The following is a 15325-nucleotide window of genomic DNA, read 5'->3' on the forward strand; positions in this document are numbered from 1 at the left end:
CCTATCCCTTCAAAGATCCCTTGGTGGACGGAACCGCGTCCGGCTGGCGCGGATCGCGCTCGAGCGCGGAACGCAGCGCCCGCGCCACCGCCTTGAAGCAGGTCTCGGCGATGTGGTGGTTGTTGGCGCCGTAATGATTGGTCACATGCAGCGTGATGCCGGCGTTCTGCGCCAGCGCCTGGAAGAACTCGCGCACCAGCTCGGTGTCGAACGTGCCGATCTTGGGCGACGAGAAGGAGACGTTCCAGACCAGGAACGGCCGGCCGGAGACGTCGATTGCCGCTCTGGTCAGCGTCTCGTCCATGGCGAGGTCGATCGAGGCATAGCGCATGATGCCGCGCCGCTCGCCGAGCGCCTTGGCCAGCGCCTGGCCGAGCGCGATGCCGGTGTCCTCGACCGTGTGGTGGTCGTCTATGTGGAGGTCGCCCTTTGCCTTCACCGTCATGTCGATCAGCGAATGACGCGACAACTGGTCGAGCATATGGTCGAAGAAGCCGACGCCCGTCGCAATGTCGGACTTGCCGGTGCCGTCGACATGGACCGACACCGAGATGTCGGTTTCCTTGGTCTTGCGGCTGGCTTCGGCGGAACGCGTCGGCATGATCTATCCTTGTCCGGGAGGTTCATGGCGTGCGGGAGCGCACAGGCCGCAAACGCCCATATGCTTGAAATCGAGAGCCTTCTAGCAGCATGATCCGGCGATTGCCAGTTGCCATTCCCATAGGGTATCGGGCTGGCCGGCATGTCGTTTGCAATCGCCCACCCCATGCATACATATGGCCGATCAAAGTCCCTCGTACCGCGCCAATCGCCTCATTGGGATCGCGCGAATCGGAGCAGAAAATGTCGAATGAACTGACCATGCACGCCACGACCATCGTCACCGTGCGCAAGGGCAGCAAGGTCGTGATCGCCGGCGACGGCCAGGTCAGCCTCGGCCAGACCATCATGAAGGGCAATGCCAAGAAGGTGCGCCGCATCGGCAAGGGTGGCAATGTCATCGCCGGTTTCGCCGGCGCCACCGCCGATGCCTTCACCCTTCTGGAGCGGCTCGAAGCCAAGCTCGAGCAATATCCCGATCAGTTGACGCGGGCCTGCGTCGAACTCGCCAAGGACTGGCGCACCGACCGCTACCTGCGCCGGCTGGAAGCCATGATGCTGGTTGCCGACAAATCGGTCTCGCTGGCGTTGACCGGCACCGGCGACGTGCTCGAGCCCGAACATGGCGTCATGGCCATCGGCTCCGGCGGCAACTACGCGCTGGCCGCCGCCCGCGCGCTGATGGACACCGACAAGGACGCCGAGGAGATCGCCCGCAAGGCGATGCAGATCGCGGCCGACATCTGCGTCTACACCAACAGCAATTTTGTCGTCGAAACGCTCGATGCCGCCTGAGGCAATCGACCATGATCCCGAAAAGTGGGACCCGGTTTTCGGATAAGATCATGGCCAATCAAGAGCACAGCTACGATTTTCGGCCGGTGACCGAAAAAGACCTGCCGATGATCGCCGGCTGGCTGGCCGAGCCGCATGTCGCCGAATGGTGGGACGATCCGCAAAAAGAGATCGCCGAGATCCGCGAGCACATCGACTCGGTTTCGGTCGAGCCGCTGATCGTCGAGCTCGACGGCAGCCCGATCGCCTATCTGCAGAGCTACGATCCGCATCTGGAGGACGATCATCCCTATGCCGACCAGCCGTTCGGCACGCTGGGCATCGACCTGTCGATCGGTCGGGCCGAGCTGGTCGGCGTCGGCCACGGCTCGGCCATCGTGCGGCAGTTCGTCGAGCAGCTTTTCGAGGAAGGGGCGCCGCGCGTCATCATCGATCCGCATCCGGACAATGGCCGCGCCATTCGCGCCTATGAGAAGGCCGGCTTCAGGGCCATCGGCCGCAGACAATCGCAATATGGGGACGTCGTGCTGATGGCCGTCGATGCGGCCGGCACGGAAGAGGGGGGCTGACCAAATGAACGCGACGGGCGACGACAACAGCTATTCGGCCTATGAGGACAGCTGGCGCATGGGGCTGCTGCTCGTGCTGGCTTTGCTCATCTTCCAGGCCGGCGCGCTTTACGGCATGGGCCATCCTCCGATCTGCACCTGCGGCTACGTGAAACTCTGGCACGGCGTGGTGCTGAGCTCGGAAAACTCGCAGCACATTTCCGACTGGTACACGCCCTCGCACATCATCCATGGCTTCCTGTTCTACGCGCTGGCGCGCTTTCTCTTTCCGCGCTCGCCGATCGGGCTCAGGCTCGCCTTCGCCGTCCTCATCGAAGGCGGCTGGGAACTGCTCGAGAACAGCCCTTTCATCATCGAGCGCTACCGCGCCGGCACGATCTCGCTCGATTATTACGGCGACTCGATCATCAATTCGGTGTCCGACACGCTGGCCATGGTTCTGGGATTTGTGATGGCGCGAAAGCTTCCTATATGGGTGGTCGTCGCCCTCGCCCTCATCTTCGAGCTCGGCACGGGCTACATCATCCGGGACAATCTGACGCTCAACGTGATCATGCTGCTGCATCCGTTCGAGTCCATCAAGCAGTGGCAAAGTGGAATTTAGTGACATGAGCACATTCTCCCCCCGCGAAATCGTTTCGGAACTCGACCGCTTCATCATCGGCCAGAAGGACGCCAAGCGCGCCGTGGCCATTGCGCTGCGCAACCGCTGGCGCCGCCAGCAGTTGCAAGGCCAGATGCGCGAGGAGGTGATGCCGAAGAACATCCTGATGATCGGCCCGACCGGCGTCGGCAAGACCGAGATCTCGCGCCGCCTGGCTCGCCTCGCCGGCGCGCCCTTCGTCAAGGTCGAGGCGACCAAGTTCACCGAGGTCGGCTATGTCGGCCGCGACGTCGAGCAGATCGTGCGCGACCTGGTCGAGGTCGCCATCGGCCTGGCGCGCGAGAAGATGCGCGAGGACGTCGCGGCGCGCGCCCAGATCAATGCCGAGGAACGCGTGCTGGAGGCCCTGGTCGGCAAGACGGCGAGCCCGGCCACGCGCGATAGTTTCCGCAAGAAGCTGCGCGAGGGCGAGCTCGACGACAAGGAGATCGAGATCGAAGTCGCCGACACCGGCACCGGCGGCATGCCCGGCTTCGAGATACCCGGCATGCCGGGCGGCAATATCGGCGTGCTCAACATCAACGATATGCTGTCGAAGGCGATGGGCGGCCGCAAGACCAAGAGCCGCAAGACCACGGTGCGCGATTCCTACGCGCTGCTGGTCAACGACGAGTCCGACAAGCTGCTCGACCAGGACGAGGTGATCCGCCGGGCGCTCGACGCGACGGAAAATGACGGCATCGTCTTCCTCGACGAGATCGACAAGATCGCCGCCAGGTCAGACATTTCGGGCGGCCCGTCGCGCGAAGGCGTGCAGCGCGACCTGCTGCCGCTGGTCGAAGGCACGACGGTCGCGACGAAGTACGGCCCGGTAAAGACCGACCATATCCTGTTCATCGCCTCCGGCGCCTTCCATGTGTCGAAGCCGTCCGACCTTTTGCCGGAACTGCAGGGCCGCCTGCCGATCCGCGTCGAGCTGCGCGCGCTGGAGAAGGAGGACTTCGTCCGCATCCTCACCGAGACCGAGGCGAGCCTGATCAAGCAGTATGTCGCGCTGATGAAGACGGAAGGGGTCGAGCTGACCTTCACCGACGATGCCATCGATTCGCTGGCCGGCATTGCCGTCGATCTCAACGCCAGCGTCGAGAATATCGGCGCACGCCGCCTGCAGACGGTGATGGAGCGGGTGCTCGACGAGATCTCCTACGACGCGCCGGACCGCAACGGCACAACCGTCACCATCGACGCCGCCTATGTGCAAAAGCATGTCGGCGACCTCTCGAGGAACACGGATTTGTCCAGATTCATCCTGTAAATGCATGTCGCCCAAAAGTGCGCAGCGGTTTTGGGACAACGATATGCATCAGCAAGGAACCCGATGCTGGGCAGGGTTCCGGCTTCGGGCGGGCCGGTAAGGCTTGCCCGGTGCGGCGGGCGGGGTGTGGCCAAATGGAAGCAACCGGCCGGCTTTCGCCCCGGCGGCAGGCGGGCTTCTCTCGACTCTCCCTCCTGCTTTACCTAGTTTGCCCGGCGACTCGGGCGTGCCCCAGACTGGCGAGCGGTTTGGGAGGCGCATGGAAGACAACACTTAAGGCGCGTTGCCGGATCGCTCCGGCCGTGCGCCTTGACGGGCGGCGGCGTATGAAAAAACGGCTTCTTCTCCTTCTCGGCCTGGCTATGGCGGCGGCTGTTTCTATTGCCGACGCGCGGACCCTGGTGCCGCCGGGAAACCGCAACGCGGTCCAGCCCGACATACCGGGCGCCTCCAGCCGGCGCACACAAGCCACCAACACCACCTTCCAGGCCAAGTACCGCAAGGTCTACGCGCTGCTGAAGAGCGACGCCGATCTGCGCGCCAAGATCAGCAAGGAGGCCGCCGCCTACGGCATCGACCCGATGCACATCGTCGGCGCCATCGTCGGCGAGCATACCTACAATGTCGACGCCTACGACCGGCTGCAGACCTATTACGTCAAGGCGATCTCCTACCTGTCGAGCAAGCTCTCCTTCGCCTATGACGGCGAGGACATCAGCGATTTCGTCCAGCGCCCCGAATTCAAGAAATGCGCCGGCATGACCGACAGCTACGATCTGTGGGAGTGCCGCGAGCAGGTCTGGAACCATTCTTTCCGCGGCAAAAGCGTTGGCGGCACAAGCTTCCCCAACGACCGGTTCGGCGCCACCTTCTTCCAGCCCTACTATGCCGGCCAGACCTTCGGCCTCGGCCAGCTCAATCCGCTGACCGCGCTGCAGATGAGCGATCTCGTGCACAAGGTTTCCGGACTGCCGAAGCTCGACGTCGGCGATCCGAACACGGTCTACAAGACCATCATGGATCCGGACCTGACGCTGGCCTATGTCGCGGCGACGATCAGGACGTCGATCGATGCTTATAAGAACATTGCCGGCTTCGACATCTCCGACAATCCCGGGCTCACCGCAACGCTCTACAATGTCGGCAATCCCGAGCAGCGCGCCTCTGCCTTGAAGGCCGAGAACGACAAGCGCCGCGCTGCGGGCGAGCCGGAAAAGCTGCCCGAAGAAAACTATTACGGCTGGCTGGTCAACGACAAGCTGGACGAGCTGAAGGCGCTGTTCTAGCGCCCTTTAGCCTTCCGCGTCGAGAAACGCCTCGAATTTGCGCAATTCCCCGGCGTCCGCCTCGACCATGTGGCGCGGTTCCGGATAGGCGCCCGACCGGATGTCGTCGGCATATTCGCTAAACGCGGCGATGCGCTCGTTCTGGATGCGGTCGAACTCCGCCGCGAGGTCGCGGTAACGCTTGGCGTGGCGCGGATAGCGGCCGCGATTGGTGCCGAGCACGTCTTCCGAGAACAGGTATTGCGCATCGCAGCCGGCGCCGGCGCCCATCGAGATCATGATCAGCGGCGTGCGCCGCGAGATCGCGCTGGCGACCTCGGCCGGCACCACCTCGATTTCGGCGGCGAAGGCGCCGGCCGCCTCGAGGTCCTTGACCTGTTTCCAGACGAAGGCGGCGCTTTCGGCGGTCTTGCCGACCGCCTTGAAGCCGCCGGTCCAGGTCGCATGCGCCGGGATCAGGCCGACATGGCCGCAGACCGGGATGTGCTCGTCGCGCAGGCGGCGGATCGTCTGCAGGCTGGCCGAGCAGTACATGGCGTCGGCGCTTGCGGCGCGCAGCTTCACAGCCATGCGCAGGATCTCGTCGGTGGTGGCGCCCATCTTCGCCTGCTCGTCGCCAGGAATGGCAAAGCAGGTCGGCGCGGCGTCGCGAAAGCGCGGATCGAAGATCAGCTCATAGGTGACCGAGATCATGTCGATGCCGGCGCGTTCGGCGGCTTCCGCCTCGTCCAGCGAGAATACTCGCAGCTTGGAGAGCTGCCGCTTGCCCTTCAGCGCTTGCAGGTCGGCGACCGTCGGTCTGCTGCGTGCCATCCTTTTGGTCTCCCTCATGCCGGCGAGATGCTTGCAGTTTCCCTAGGCCTCACGCCGCCAGCAGCGATTTCAGCTTGACCGTTTGCGAGCCGAGCGCCTCGGATCCCGGCGCCGCGCGCTTGGCGATCAGCATCTCCGCCAGGCGGATGTCGCGCGCCACCGCATTGCCCGGACCGATGCCGCTGGCGGCGACCAGCCGTCCGTCCTCGGCCAGGTGGAACAGGATGAACGCGCCGTCGTCGAGATCGCGCCGCACCATGCTCCTGCCCTCGTCGGAAAGCCCGGCGATCTGCAGCGTTAGTCCATACTGATCCGACCAGAACCACGGCACCGCCGCATGCGCCTCGCCGGCGCCGAGCATGTTTTTCGCCGCCAGCGCGCCCTGCTCCTGCGCGTTGCGCCAGGCTTCCAGCCGCACGCGGCGGCCGCCATAGGCGGCAAGCGGGAACGAGCAGCAGTCGCCGGCGGCGAAGATGTCGGGGTCGGCGGTCCGCAGCTCGGCGTCGACAGCGATGCCATTGTCGACCGCCAGCCCGGCTTCCGCGGCAAGCCCGGTCACCGGCACGGCGCCGATGCCGATCACCGCCAGGTCGGCGACGATTTGCTGTCCGCCGGTAAGGCTGATGCGCACCTCTTTGCCGTCATCGGCGACCGCTTCGATGCCCTGGCCGGCGAGGATGGTCACGCTTTCGGCCTCATGCGCCTTGTGGATCACCGCTGCGATCTCGGCCGGCACGCCGCGCATCAGGATGCGCGGCTGCGCCTCGATGACGGTGACGGTGGCGCCGAGCTTGCGCGACGAAGCGGCGAGTTCGAGGCCGATGAAACCGCCGCCGATGATGGCTACGCGGTTCTTCGGATTGAGATGCGCGCGAATGGCGAGCGCATCGTTGAAGGTCCTCAAATAGACGCAGCGTTCGCCCAGCCCCGGCATCGGCAGCTTGCGCGGCAGCGAGCCGGTCGCCAGCAAAAGCTTGTCGTAGCGCAGCGAGGAACCGTCCGACAGGCGCACGAGACGCTCTGCGCGGTCGATCGCCACGGCGCGGACCGAATGGATATGCCGGATCGAGCGTTCGGCCAGCACCGCGTCGCTGGTGATCGATTTGATCGCCGGCGCCGGGCCGGTCATCGCCTCTTTCGACAGCGGCGGCCGCTCATAGGGCAGATGCGGTTCGTCGCCAACCAGCGTCACCGGGCCCTCGTAACCCAGGTCGCGCAGCGTCAGCGCCGCCCGTCCGCCGCATTCGCCGGCGCCGATGATCACCATTCCCGCGTGCATTTCCCTCACCCGATCTGAATGAGGACTTTGCCGGCGTCGACCTTGACCGGATAGGTCCTGAGGTTGACGCAGACCGGCGCGCCCTTGGCCGCCCCGGTCTTGTAGTTGAAGCGGCCATTGTGCTTCGGGCATTCGATGATGTCGTCCATGACCAGGCCGTCGGCCAGGTGCACCTTCTCATGCGAGCAGAGCCCATCGGTGGCGAAATACTCGTCGTCGGGGCTGCGGTAGATGGCGAAGGTGCGGCCGCCATGGTCGAACCGCTTCACGTCTTCCTCGTCGATGTCATCGGCCTTGCAGGCCTCGATCCAGTCGCTCATCGATCTCTCCGATACTCTGCCTGGCGCCCGCCATTGCATGGCGCCCACTTGTCTGCGGCTTGGCGCTTTAGGGCGATCTCACTCGGCCGCGGCGGCGGCCTTGTCGTTGTGCAATTCCTCGCGATAGGGCCGGGCGGTCGGCGGCAGCTCGCGCTTGAGGAAATAGTCCTCGTTGCGCAGCTGGCGCAGGAAGGCCGGGATCACTTCGCGGTAGCCGGCCAGGATCGACGGCGTCGGCGCCGGCAGGTCGTGCTTGATCAGCTCGTGCAGCCTGGGCAGCGCGTGATAGGGCACCATCGGGAACATGTGGTGCTCCACATGGTAGTTCATGTTCCAGTAGATGAACCGGCTGATCGGGTTCATGTAGACGGTGCGGCTGTTCAGCCGGTAGTCGATGACGTTGTCGGCCAGCCCGCCATGCTGCAGGATGCCGGTCAGCACATGGTGCCAGGCGCCATAGAGACGGGGCAGGCCGACCAGCATCAGCGGCAGGAACGAGCCCGTGTAGAGCGCCAGCGCGATCGTCGCCGCGTAGATCGCCAGCCAGATGCGCGCGATCAGGATCGCCCTTGGCACCTCCTGCTCGGGAACATAGGTCCTTTCCTCGGCGTTGATGATGCCGGCTGAATGACGGACCATGTCCTTCATCGCATGCCAGCCGTCGAGGACGCCGACGAAGGCGAGGACGACGCGGATGAGGTCCGGCGGCCGCATGATGGCGATTTCCGGGTCGCGGCCGACGATGATGGTGTCGGTGTGGTGGCGCGTATGGCTCCAGCGCCAGGTCACCGGATTGCGCATGATCATGAAGCAGGCGAGCTGATAGACCGCGTCGTTCATCCACTGGGTGCGGAAAGCGGTGCCATGGCCGCATTCGTGCCAGCGCGAGTCGGTCGACGAGCCGTAGAGCGTGCCGTAGACGAAGAAGAACGGCACGCACCACCACGTGCCCCAGAACCAGGCGCCGCCGGCGCCGCTGACGACCAGGGCGCCGAGCCAGATGATGGTATCGCGCAGCGCCGGTCCGTCGGAACGCTGCATCAGCTCCTTCATCTGCTTGCGGGGAACTTCGGTGTGGTACCACTCGGCCGCCGCCAGCCCGTTGTCGACGGCCAGCTGCGTGTCGCGGCCCACCAGGCTGTAATCGCGTCGCGACGGCGTCGCGGACAATGCTTCCGCCATTCCGGGGTCCTCCACCACGCCTCACGGATCTCCTGCCGGCCAATGCCGAGCCTGGGATCGCAGGCGTCGAAATTCAAAATAGCGGCAACAAATGATAGGATCAACATCATGAAGATAGTTTCTATCATTTTCCATCAGGCTGGTGTAGGAAGGGAGGCTATCGGAGGACCATCATGGCGAAACGGCCGACCATCACCGATCTGGCGCGCATTTCCGGGGTCAGCGTCGCCACCGTCGACCGCGTGCTCAACAACCGCTTGCCGGTTCGCGAGGAGACCGCGCGCCGCGTCTACGAAGCGGCGACCGATATCGGCTACCACGCGGCTGGGCTGATCCGGCAGCGCATGCGCCAGGAATTGCCGGAATATCGCCTCGGCTTCCTGTTGCTCAGGCGCGAGGACTTTTTCTACGGCGAGTTCGCCCGCGAGCTCGAACTGGCGGTCGCGCAGTCGCAGCGTTTTCGCGGCACCGCGGCGGTAGACTTCACCAGTTCGCTGGTGCCGGACGAGATCGCCGCGGAGATGCGCAGGCTGGCGACCAGATCGAGGGCCGTCGCCCTGGTCGGGCCCGATCACCCGACATTGACCGCCGCCGTCGAGGCGCTGAAGGCGAGGGGCCTGCCGGTCTTTTCGCTGCTCTCCGATTTTGCCTCCGGCATCCGCGAGGGCTATGTCGGGCTCGACAACCGCAAGGTCGGCCGCACCGCCGCCTGGATGATCGCCAAGGCGGCGAGGAAGCCCGGCAAGGTCGCCCTTTTCGTCGGCAGCCACCGCTTCCACGGTCATGAACTGCGCGAGATCGGCTTCCGCTCCTTCTTCCGCGAGCATGCGCCGGAGTTCACCGTGCTGGAGACGCTGGTCAATCTCGAGGCAAACCAGGTCACTCACGACGCGATGATCGACCTCCTGGCGCGGCATCCCGATCTCGCCGGCTGCTATGTCGCCGGCGGCGGCATGGAAGGCGCGGTCTCGGGCCTGCGGGAAGCGCGGCCGAAGCAGATGCCGGCGGTCGTCTGCAATGAGATCACGCCCGTGTCGCGCGCCGCGCTTGCCGACAACATATTGACCATGGTGATCTCCACTCCGCTCGCCGCGCTCTGCCGCGAACTTGTCGACCTGATGGCGCATGCCATCGAGGCCGGCGCCGCCAACGCGCCGGGCCAGACCTTCCTGCCCTTCGACATCTATTTGCCGGAAAACATCTAGCCGGGGCCGGCTATCCGCCCGCCGGCGCGGGCAGCCGCGGCAAATGATAGAATCTATCAGACGGGACCGAAAATCCGGCGCTCGGCTTTCGATTCGCCCTTGACGCCTTCGCCAGAAATGGAATAAATATTTCATGAACTAGGCATTTTGGTTCTTTCGTTCCGGAACATCTGTTTCAAACACAGGACTTGGCGTTCCATCACGCGGGAGGCGCCCTCCGGAATCGAGATGGCAAGCGGGAGAGATTCCTCGGGAGATCGGGGATTCCGGGCAAAAATCGGTGCAGCCGGACACCATGTGGAGGAGAAATACAATGAAGAAACTGCTTTTGGGCGTCGCTTTCGCGGCGCTGATGAGTTCGTCCGCCTTTGCCGCCAAGGTTGGCGTGTCGATGGCCAAGTTCGACGACAACTTCCTCACCGTGCTGCGCAACGGCATGATCGAGCAGGCCAAGGGCATGGACGGTGTCGAGCTGCAGGTCGAAGACGCGCAGAACGACGTCGCCAAGCAGCTCGACCAGATCAAGAACTTCGCCGCCTCGGGCGTCGACGCCATCATCGTCAACCCGGTCGACACCTCGGCCACGCAGGCGATGTCCGACGCGGCGGCCGCCGCCAAGATCCCGCTCGTCTACGTCAACCGCGAACCGGTCAACGTCGACTCGCTGCCCGAAAACCAGGCCTTCGTCGCCTCGAACGAAGCCGATTCCGGCACGCTCGAAACCAAGGAAGCCTGCCGCCTGTTCACCGAAGCCGGCAAGAAGGAGGCCAACGTCTACGTGATCATGGGCGAGCTTTCCAACCAGGCCGCGGTGCAGCGCACCAAGGACATCGAGGAAGTGATCGCCACGCCGGAGTGCAGCTTCATCAAGATCATCGACAAGCAGACCTCGAACTGGGACCGTGACCAGGCGCAGAACCTGATGACCAACTGGCTGTCGACCGGCAAGCCGTTCGACGGCGTCATCGCCAACAACGACGAAAGCGCCATCGGCGCCATCCAGGCGATGAAGGCGGCCAACATCGACATGAAGACGGTCGTCGTCGGCGGCGTCGATGCCACCCAGGACGCGCTTGCCGCGATGCAGGCCGGCGATCTCGACGTGACGGTGTTCCAGGACGCCGCCGGCCAGGGCGCCGGCGCGCTCGATGCCGCGCTCAAGCTGTCCAAGGGCGAGAAGGTCGAGCACAAGGTCTATGTGCCGTTCCAGCTCGTCACGCCGGCCAACATCGACAAGTTCCTGAAGAAGAACTGAGGCAGGCCGTTCACTAGCGCAGTTCCAGGAAAAGCGTGAAACGGTTTTCCGTCCGGAATTGCGACAGAGAAATAGGGCGGCGCATCAGATCAGAGCAACGGCGCCGCACCTCGTTTCCTCCCGCCCGTGCGGGCGGGAGGGCGAATGCGGCCGACGGAGGATAGAGACGTGGCACAGACATCCCATGGCGTCGGCGGGCTGACCTACGATGCGAAGAAGCGTGCATGGCCTGCCGAGTTCAACGTTTTCCTGGCGCTCGTCATCCTCGTCGGCGCTTTCGAGCTGATCGGCCGGGTCTTTCTCGGTGACAGCTTCCTGTTCAACACCCGCGACAATGTCGATGCCATCTTCAACGAGCAGCGCCTGCAGATCATCATCCTGCAGGTGTCGATCGTCGGCATCATCGCCATCGGCGTGACGCAGGTGATCATTTGCGGCGGCATCGACCTGTCCTCGGGCTCGGTCGTCGGCGCCACCGCGATGATCGCCATGAGCTTCGCCCAGGTGGCGACCGTCAACGGCAATCCCAACCCCAAGGCGATGTTCATCGACTATGGCTTGACCGACCTTCCGGTCATCGTGCCGGTGCTGGTCGCCATCGGCTGCGGCTTGATCGCCGGCCTGGTCAACGGCCTTCTGATCGCCTACACGCGCATCCCGCCCTTCATCGCCACGCTCGGCATGATGGTCACCGCGCGCGGCATCGCCAAATGGTGGTCCAAGGGCCAGCCGATCTCGTTTCCGACCGACAGCTTCGCGGCGATAGGCAAGGGCCTGATGCCGGTCATCATCTTCATCTCGCTGGCGATCCTGTTCCAGCTGATCCTGACCTACACCAAGTATGGCAAGCACTGCTACGCCATCGGCTCCAATGAGGACGCCGCGCGCATGTCGGGCATCAAGATCGCCAACCACAAGGTGCTGGTCTATGTCATCGCCAGCATCCTCGCTTCGCTCGCCGCCGTGGTGCTCTGCTCCAAGAACCTCACCGCCCAGGCCGGCATGGGCGTCATGTACGAGCTCGACGCCATCGCCATGGCGGTCATCGGGGGTGTCTCGCTGTCGGGCGGCCGCGGCTCGATCATCGGCACCGTCATCGGCTCGCTGATCTTCGGCGTCATCATCTCCGGCTTCACCTTCCTGCGCCTCGACGCCTACTACCAGGAGATGGTCAAGGGCGTGATCATCGTCGGCGCGGTGGTTCTCGATCAATGGCGCCAGCGTCGCCGCGCGATAGGAGCTTGACCATGTCGGACATCGTTCTCAAGACCGAAAACCTGACCAAGCGCTACGGCGGCGTGCATGCTCTCGAAGGCGCCAACTTCGAACTGCGCAAGGGCGAGCATGTCGCCATCATGGGCGACAACGGCGCCGGCAAGTCGACCTTCGTGCGCCAGATCACCGGCGTCGAGCAGCGGACCGACGGCAAGGTCTGGTTCGACGGCAAGGAGGTGAGCTTCGCCGGGCCGATCGAGGCGCGCGAGGCGGGCATCGAAACCGTGTTCCAGAACCTCGCGCTTGCCGACGATCTCGACGTGCCGTCCAACCTGTTCCTCGGCCGCGAGAAGGTGCTGTTCAATCTCGGCCCGTTCTCGATTCTGGATCGCAAGTACATGCGCAAGGCGACCGAGGCCGCACTGGTCCGCACCGCGGTGAAGATCCCGAACCTCTCCAGCACCATTCGCCACATGTCGGGCGGCCAGCGCCAGTGCGTGGCGATCGCCCGCACGGCGACCTTCGCCTCCAAGCTGATCATCATGGACGAGCCGACGGCGGCGCTCGGCGTGCAGGAGACGGCACAGGTCGAAAACATCATCCGCACGCTGAAGGAAAATGGCGAGCCGCTGATCCTGATCAGCCACAACATGCGCCAGGTGTTCGATCTGGTCGACCGTATCGTCGTCTTCCGGCGCGGCAAGATCGTCGCCAATTTGCGCAAGCAGGACACTGACGGCAACGACATTGTCGCCTATATCACCGGCGCCAAGACCGGACAGGCGGAGCTCCAGGCCGCCTGACGGCCGTCACGACGGGATCAACCAATCGTCCGCGCCAGACAGGCGCGGACATGTTTTAGAACCACCCTCAAAGGACAATTCATGACTATCCGCTTCGCACTTCTCGGCGCCGGCCGCATCGGCAAGGTCCACGCCCGCGCCGTCGGCTCCAATCCCGATGCAAAACTTGTTGCCGTGGCGGACGCCTTCGAGAAGGCGGCGAGCGACCTGGCCTCGGCCTATGGTGCCGAAGTGCGCAGCATCGAGGCCATCGAGAAGGCCAAGGACATCGACGCCGTCATCATCTGCACGCCGACCGACACCCATGCCGACCTCATCGAGCGCTTTGCCAAGGCCGGCAAGGCGATCTTCTGCGAGAAGCCGATCGATCTCGACGTCAAGCGCGTCGAGAAGTGCCTGGCCGTGGTCGAGAAGGCCGGCGCCACGCTGATGGTCGGCTTCAACCGCCGCTTCGACCCGCATTTCGCCGCCGTGCGCAAGGCCATCGACGACGGCGCCATCGGCGCGGTGGAGATGGTCACCATCACCTCGCGCGATCCGGGCGCGCCGCCGCTCGACTACATCGCCCGCTCCGGCGGCATCTTCCGCGACATGACCATCCACGATTTCGACATGGCGCGCTTCCTGCTCGGCGAGGAGCCGGTGGCGGTGAGCGCACACGCTTCGGTGCTTGTGGACAAAAAAATCGGCGAGGCCGGCGATTTCGACTCGGTCAGCGTCATCCTCGAGACCGCGTCCGGCAAGCAGGCTGTCATCTCCAACTCGCGCCGCGCCACCTATGGCTACGACCAGCGCATCGAGGTGCACGGCTCGAAGGGCATGGTCGCCGCCGAGAACCAGCGGCCGGTGTCGATCGAGCTCGCCAACGACAAGGGCTATACGCGCCCGCCGCTGCACGACTTCTTCATGACCCGCTACCTCGACGCCTACGCCAACGAGATCGCAGCCTTCATCGGCGCGGCAACCAAAGGCAAGAAGGCGGCGCCAAGCGGAACGGACGGCCTTGTGGCGCTGAAGCTTGCGGACGCGGCGCTCAAATCGGCGAAGACCGGCAAGACTGTTCGCGTCGACTGAGCTTTTTGAGTTCGAACACAGGAGAACAGCGATGAGCGGTTTGGCCGGTCGCAATTCGGAAACGCGCGCCATCGTCACCGGCGGCGCGCAAGGCATCGGCTTCGCCGTCGCCGAGGCGCTGGCCGACGAGGGCTGCCGCGCGCTGGCGCTGGTCGGCCGCTCGCAGGAGAAGGGCGACAAGGCGGTCGCGGCGCTGAAGAAGGGCGGCGTCGACGCCATCTTCATCAGCGCCGACGTCGCCAAGGTCGCCGACTGCAAGCGCGCCGTCGACACGGCGATCGCGCATTTCGGCACGCTGAACGCGCTGGTCAACGCCGCCGCCACCTCGGCCCGCGGCTCGCTGATCGAAACGACAGAGGACGTCTTCGACCAGATCTTCGACACCAATGTGCGCGGCCCCTTCTTCCTGATGCAGGGCCTGGTCGCACATCTTCTGGCCCGCAAGGCGCCGGGCTCGATCGTCAACGTGCTGTCGATGTCGGCGCATGCCGGCCAGTCCTTCCTGACGCCCTATTCGACCAGCAAGGGCGCGCTGATGACGCTGACCAAGAATGTCGCCAGCTCCTATCGGAGGAACCGCATCCGCTGCAACGCGGTGCTGCCGGGCTGGATGGACACCGAGGGCGAGGCGATCGTGCAGAAGAAGTGGCACGACGCCCCGGACGACTGGCTGGAAAAGGCCGAGGCCACGCAGCCGATGGGCCAGCTGGTCAAGCCGGCGCAGCTTGCCCGGCTGATCACCTATATGCTCAGCCCGCAGGCCGGTGTGATGACCGGCTCGCTGGTCGACTACGACCAGAACATTGCCGGCGTGGTCGGCGAGTAGGGGCCGGCGCTGCGGCCAGCCCTTTCTCCCCGTCACTATACGGGGAGAAATGCCTGGTGTCCGAACCGGATAGATAGGTAACAGAATGGACCGATTGCATAGGTGACAGTTTTCTCCCTCGCCGGAGGACCCGGCGATGGTTTGGCGAGAGACTGGCATCATGGACGAGCGGCTTCGTTTTGTA

General features: G+C 64.5%; 16 protein-coding genes. 11 read left to right on the forward strand and 5 right to left on the reverse strand.

Features of this window, described 5'->3' with window-relative positions:
- Position 1: 1 nt before the first annotated feature.
- Entirely contained in the window at positions 2–601 is a 600-nt protein-coding gene (gene hisB / locus EN786_RS26145) for an imidazoleglycerol-phosphate dehydratase HisB (RefSeq protein ID WP_127283691.1), read from the reverse strand.
- Between the two features lie 242 nt (positions 602–843).
- On the opposite strand from hisB, the gene hslV reads away from it, so the two are divergent.
- From hslV to EN786_RS26170, 5 genes are all read left to right on the forward strand, one after another.
- Positions 844–1395, forward strand: a complete 552-nt coding sequence (gene hslV, locus EN786_RS26150) for an ATP-dependent protease subunit HslV (RefSeq protein ID WP_127309474.1) — start codon at positions 844–846, stop codon at positions 1393–1395.
- Between the two features lie 50 nt (positions 1396–1445).
- Complete coding sequence (locus tag EN786_RS26155) at positions 1446–1964, forward strand: GNAT family N-acetyltransferase (protein WP_127283236.1); 519 nt, start codon at positions 1446–1448, stop codon at positions 1962–1964.
- Positions 1965–1968: 4 nt separating this feature from the next.
- Entirely contained in the window at positions 1969–2568 is a 600-nt protein-coding gene (locus EN786_RS26160; RefSeq protein ID WP_127283237.1) for a DUF2585 domain-containing protein, read from the forward strand.
- 4 nt (positions 2569–2572) lie between these two features.
- Positions 2573–3883: an ATP-dependent protease ATPase subunit HslU gene (gene hslU / locus EN786_RS26165; RefSeq protein ID WP_127283238.1), complete on the forward strand. Its 1311-nt coding sequence runs from the start codon at positions 2573–2575 to the stop codon at positions 3881–3883.
- A 326-nt stretch (positions 3884–4209) separates the two neighbouring features.
- Positions 4210–5169 (forward strand): DUF1402 family protein, encoded by a 960-nt coding sequence (locus EN786_RS26170; protein WP_127283239.1) that lies wholly within the window; start codon positions 4210–4212, stop codon positions 5167–5169.
- A gap of 6 nt (positions 5170–5175) precedes the next feature.
- Here the strand turns inward: EN786_RS26170 and EN786_RS26175 are convergent, their stop codons facing one another.
- From EN786_RS26175 to EN786_RS26190, 4 genes are all read right to left on the reverse strand, one after another.
- Positions 5176–5982, reverse strand: a complete 807-nt coding sequence (locus EN786_RS26175) for a 3-methyl-2-oxobutanoate hydroxymethyltransferase (RefSeq protein WP_127283240.1) — start codon at positions 5980–5982, stop codon at positions 5176–5178.
- A gap of 49 nt (positions 5983–6031) precedes the next feature.
- Positions 6032–7261 carry an FAD-dependent oxidoreductase gene (locus EN786_RS26180; protein ID WP_127309472.1) on the reverse strand — a complete coding sequence of 410 codons (1230 nt, stop codon included), beginning with the start codon at positions 7259–7261 and terminating at the stop codon, positions 6032–6034.
- Positions 7262–7266: 5 nt separating this feature from the next.
- Positions 7267–7581, reverse strand: coding sequence for a MocE family 2Fe-2S type ferredoxin (locus EN786_RS26185; protein ID WP_127283242.1), 315 nt, complete (start codon positions 7579–7581; stop codon positions 7267–7269).
- A 78-nt stretch (positions 7582–7659) separates the two neighbouring features.
- Positions 7660–8763 carry a fatty acid desaturase family protein gene (locus EN786_RS26190; RefSeq protein WP_189340329.1) on the reverse strand — a complete coding sequence of 368 codons (1104 nt, stop codon included), beginning with the start codon at positions 8761–8763 and terminating at the stop codon, positions 7660–7662.
- A 173-nt stretch (positions 8764–8936) separates the two neighbouring features.
- Between EN786_RS26190 and EN786_RS26195 the strand changes: the two genes are divergently transcribed.
- The 6 genes from EN786_RS26195 to EN786_RS26220 all read left to right on the forward strand — a co-directional run bounded on the left by EN786_RS26195 (position 8937) and on the right by EN786_RS26220 (position 15141).
- A complete protein-coding gene (locus EN786_RS26195) occupies positions 8937–9968 on the forward strand; it encodes a LacI family DNA-binding transcriptional regulator (protein WP_127283243.1) in 1032 nt (343 codons plus the stop codon).
- 313 nt (positions 9969–10281) lie between these two features.
- Entirely contained in the window at positions 10282–11223 is a 942-nt protein-coding gene (locus EN786_RS26200) for a sugar ABC transporter substrate-binding protein (protein ID WP_127283244.1), read from the forward strand.
- Between the two features lie 168 nt (positions 11224–11391).
- On the forward strand, positions 11392–12468 hold the full coding sequence (locus EN786_RS26205) for an ABC transporter permease (protein WP_127283245.1): 1077 nt from the start codon (positions 11392–11394) through the stop codon (positions 12466–12468).
- A 2-nt stretch (positions 12469–12470) separates the two neighbouring features.
- Positions 12471–13241 (forward strand): ATP-binding cassette domain-containing protein, encoded by a 771-nt coding sequence (locus EN786_RS26210; protein WP_127283246.1) that lies wholly within the window; start codon positions 12471–12473, stop codon positions 13239–13241.
- 81 nt (positions 13242–13322) lie between these two features.
- Positions 13323–14315 carry an inositol 2-dehydrogenase gene (gene iolG / locus EN786_RS26215; protein ID WP_127312063.1) on the forward strand — a complete coding sequence of 331 codons (993 nt, stop codon included), beginning with the start codon at positions 13323–13325 and terminating at the stop codon, positions 14313–14315.
- Between the two features lie 31 nt (positions 14316–14346).
- Positions 14347–15141, forward strand: coding sequence for an SDR family oxidoreductase (locus tag EN786_RS26220; RefSeq protein WP_127283248.1), 795 nt, complete (start codon positions 14347–14349; stop codon positions 15139–15141).
- Positions 15142–15325: the final 184 nt, after the last annotated feature.

The sequence above is a fragment of the Mesorhizobium sp. M4B.F.Ca.ET.143.01.1.1 genome (assembly GCF_004792275.1).
GTDB classification, from domain to species: Bacteria; Pseudomonadota; Alphaproteobacteria; order Rhizobiales; family Rhizobiaceae; genus Mesorhizobium; species Mesorhizobium abyssinicae.

Coding starts and splice junctions, on each gene's coding strand:
- hisB (WP_127283691.1), bottom strand. CDS start 601: ATGCCGACGCGTTCCGCCGAAGCCAGCCGCAAGACCAAGGAAACCGAC.
- hslV (WP_127309474.1), top strand. CDS start 844: ATGTCGAATGAACTGACCATGCACGCCACGACCATCGTCACCGTGCGC.
- EN786_RS26155 (WP_127283236.1), top strand. CDS start 1,446: ATGGCCAATCAAGAGCACAGCTACGATTTTCGGCCGGTGACCGAAAAA.
- EN786_RS26160 (WP_127283237.1), top strand. CDS start 1,969: ATGAACGCGACGGGCGACGACAACAGCTATTCGGCCTATGAGGACAGC.
- hslU (WP_127283238.1), top strand. CDS start 2,573: ATGAGCACATTCTCCCCCCGCGAAATCGTTTCGGAACTCGACCGCTTC.
- EN786_RS26170 (WP_127283239.1), top strand. CDS start 4,210: ATGAAAAAACGGCTTCTTCTCCTTCTCGGCCTGGCTATGGCGGCGGCT.
- EN786_RS26175 (WP_127283240.1), bottom strand. CDS start 5,982: ATGGCACGCAGCAGACCGACGGTCGCCGACCTGCAAGCGCTGAAGGGC.
- EN786_RS26180 (WP_127309472.1), bottom strand. CDS start 7,261: ATGCACGCGGGAATGGTGATCATCGGCGCCGGCGAATGCGGCGGACGG.
- EN786_RS26185 (WP_127283242.1), bottom strand. CDS start 7,581: ATGAGCGACTGGATCGAGGCCTGCAAGGCCGATGACATCGACGAGGAA.
- EN786_RS26190 (WP_189340329.1), bottom strand. CDS start 8,763: ATGGCGGAAGCATTGTCCGCGACGCCGTCGCGACGCGATTACAGCCTG.
- EN786_RS26195 (WP_127283243.1), top strand. CDS start 8,937: ATGGCGAAACGGCCGACCATCACCGATCTGGCGCGCATTTCCGGGGTC.
- EN786_RS26200 (WP_127283244.1), top strand. CDS start 10,282: ATGAAGAAACTGCTTTTGGGCGTCGCTTTCGCGGCGCTGATGAGTTCG.
- EN786_RS26210 (WP_127283246.1), top strand. CDS start 12,471: ATGTCGGACATCGTTCTCAAGACCGAAAACCTGACCAAGCGCTACGGC.
- iolG (WP_127312063.1), top strand. CDS start 13,323: ATGACTATCCGCTTCGCACTTCTCGGCGCCGGCCGCATCGGCAAGGTC.
- EN786_RS26220 (WP_127283248.1), top strand. CDS start 14,347: ATGAGCGGTTTGGCCGGTCGCAATTCGGAAACGCGCGCCATCGTCACC.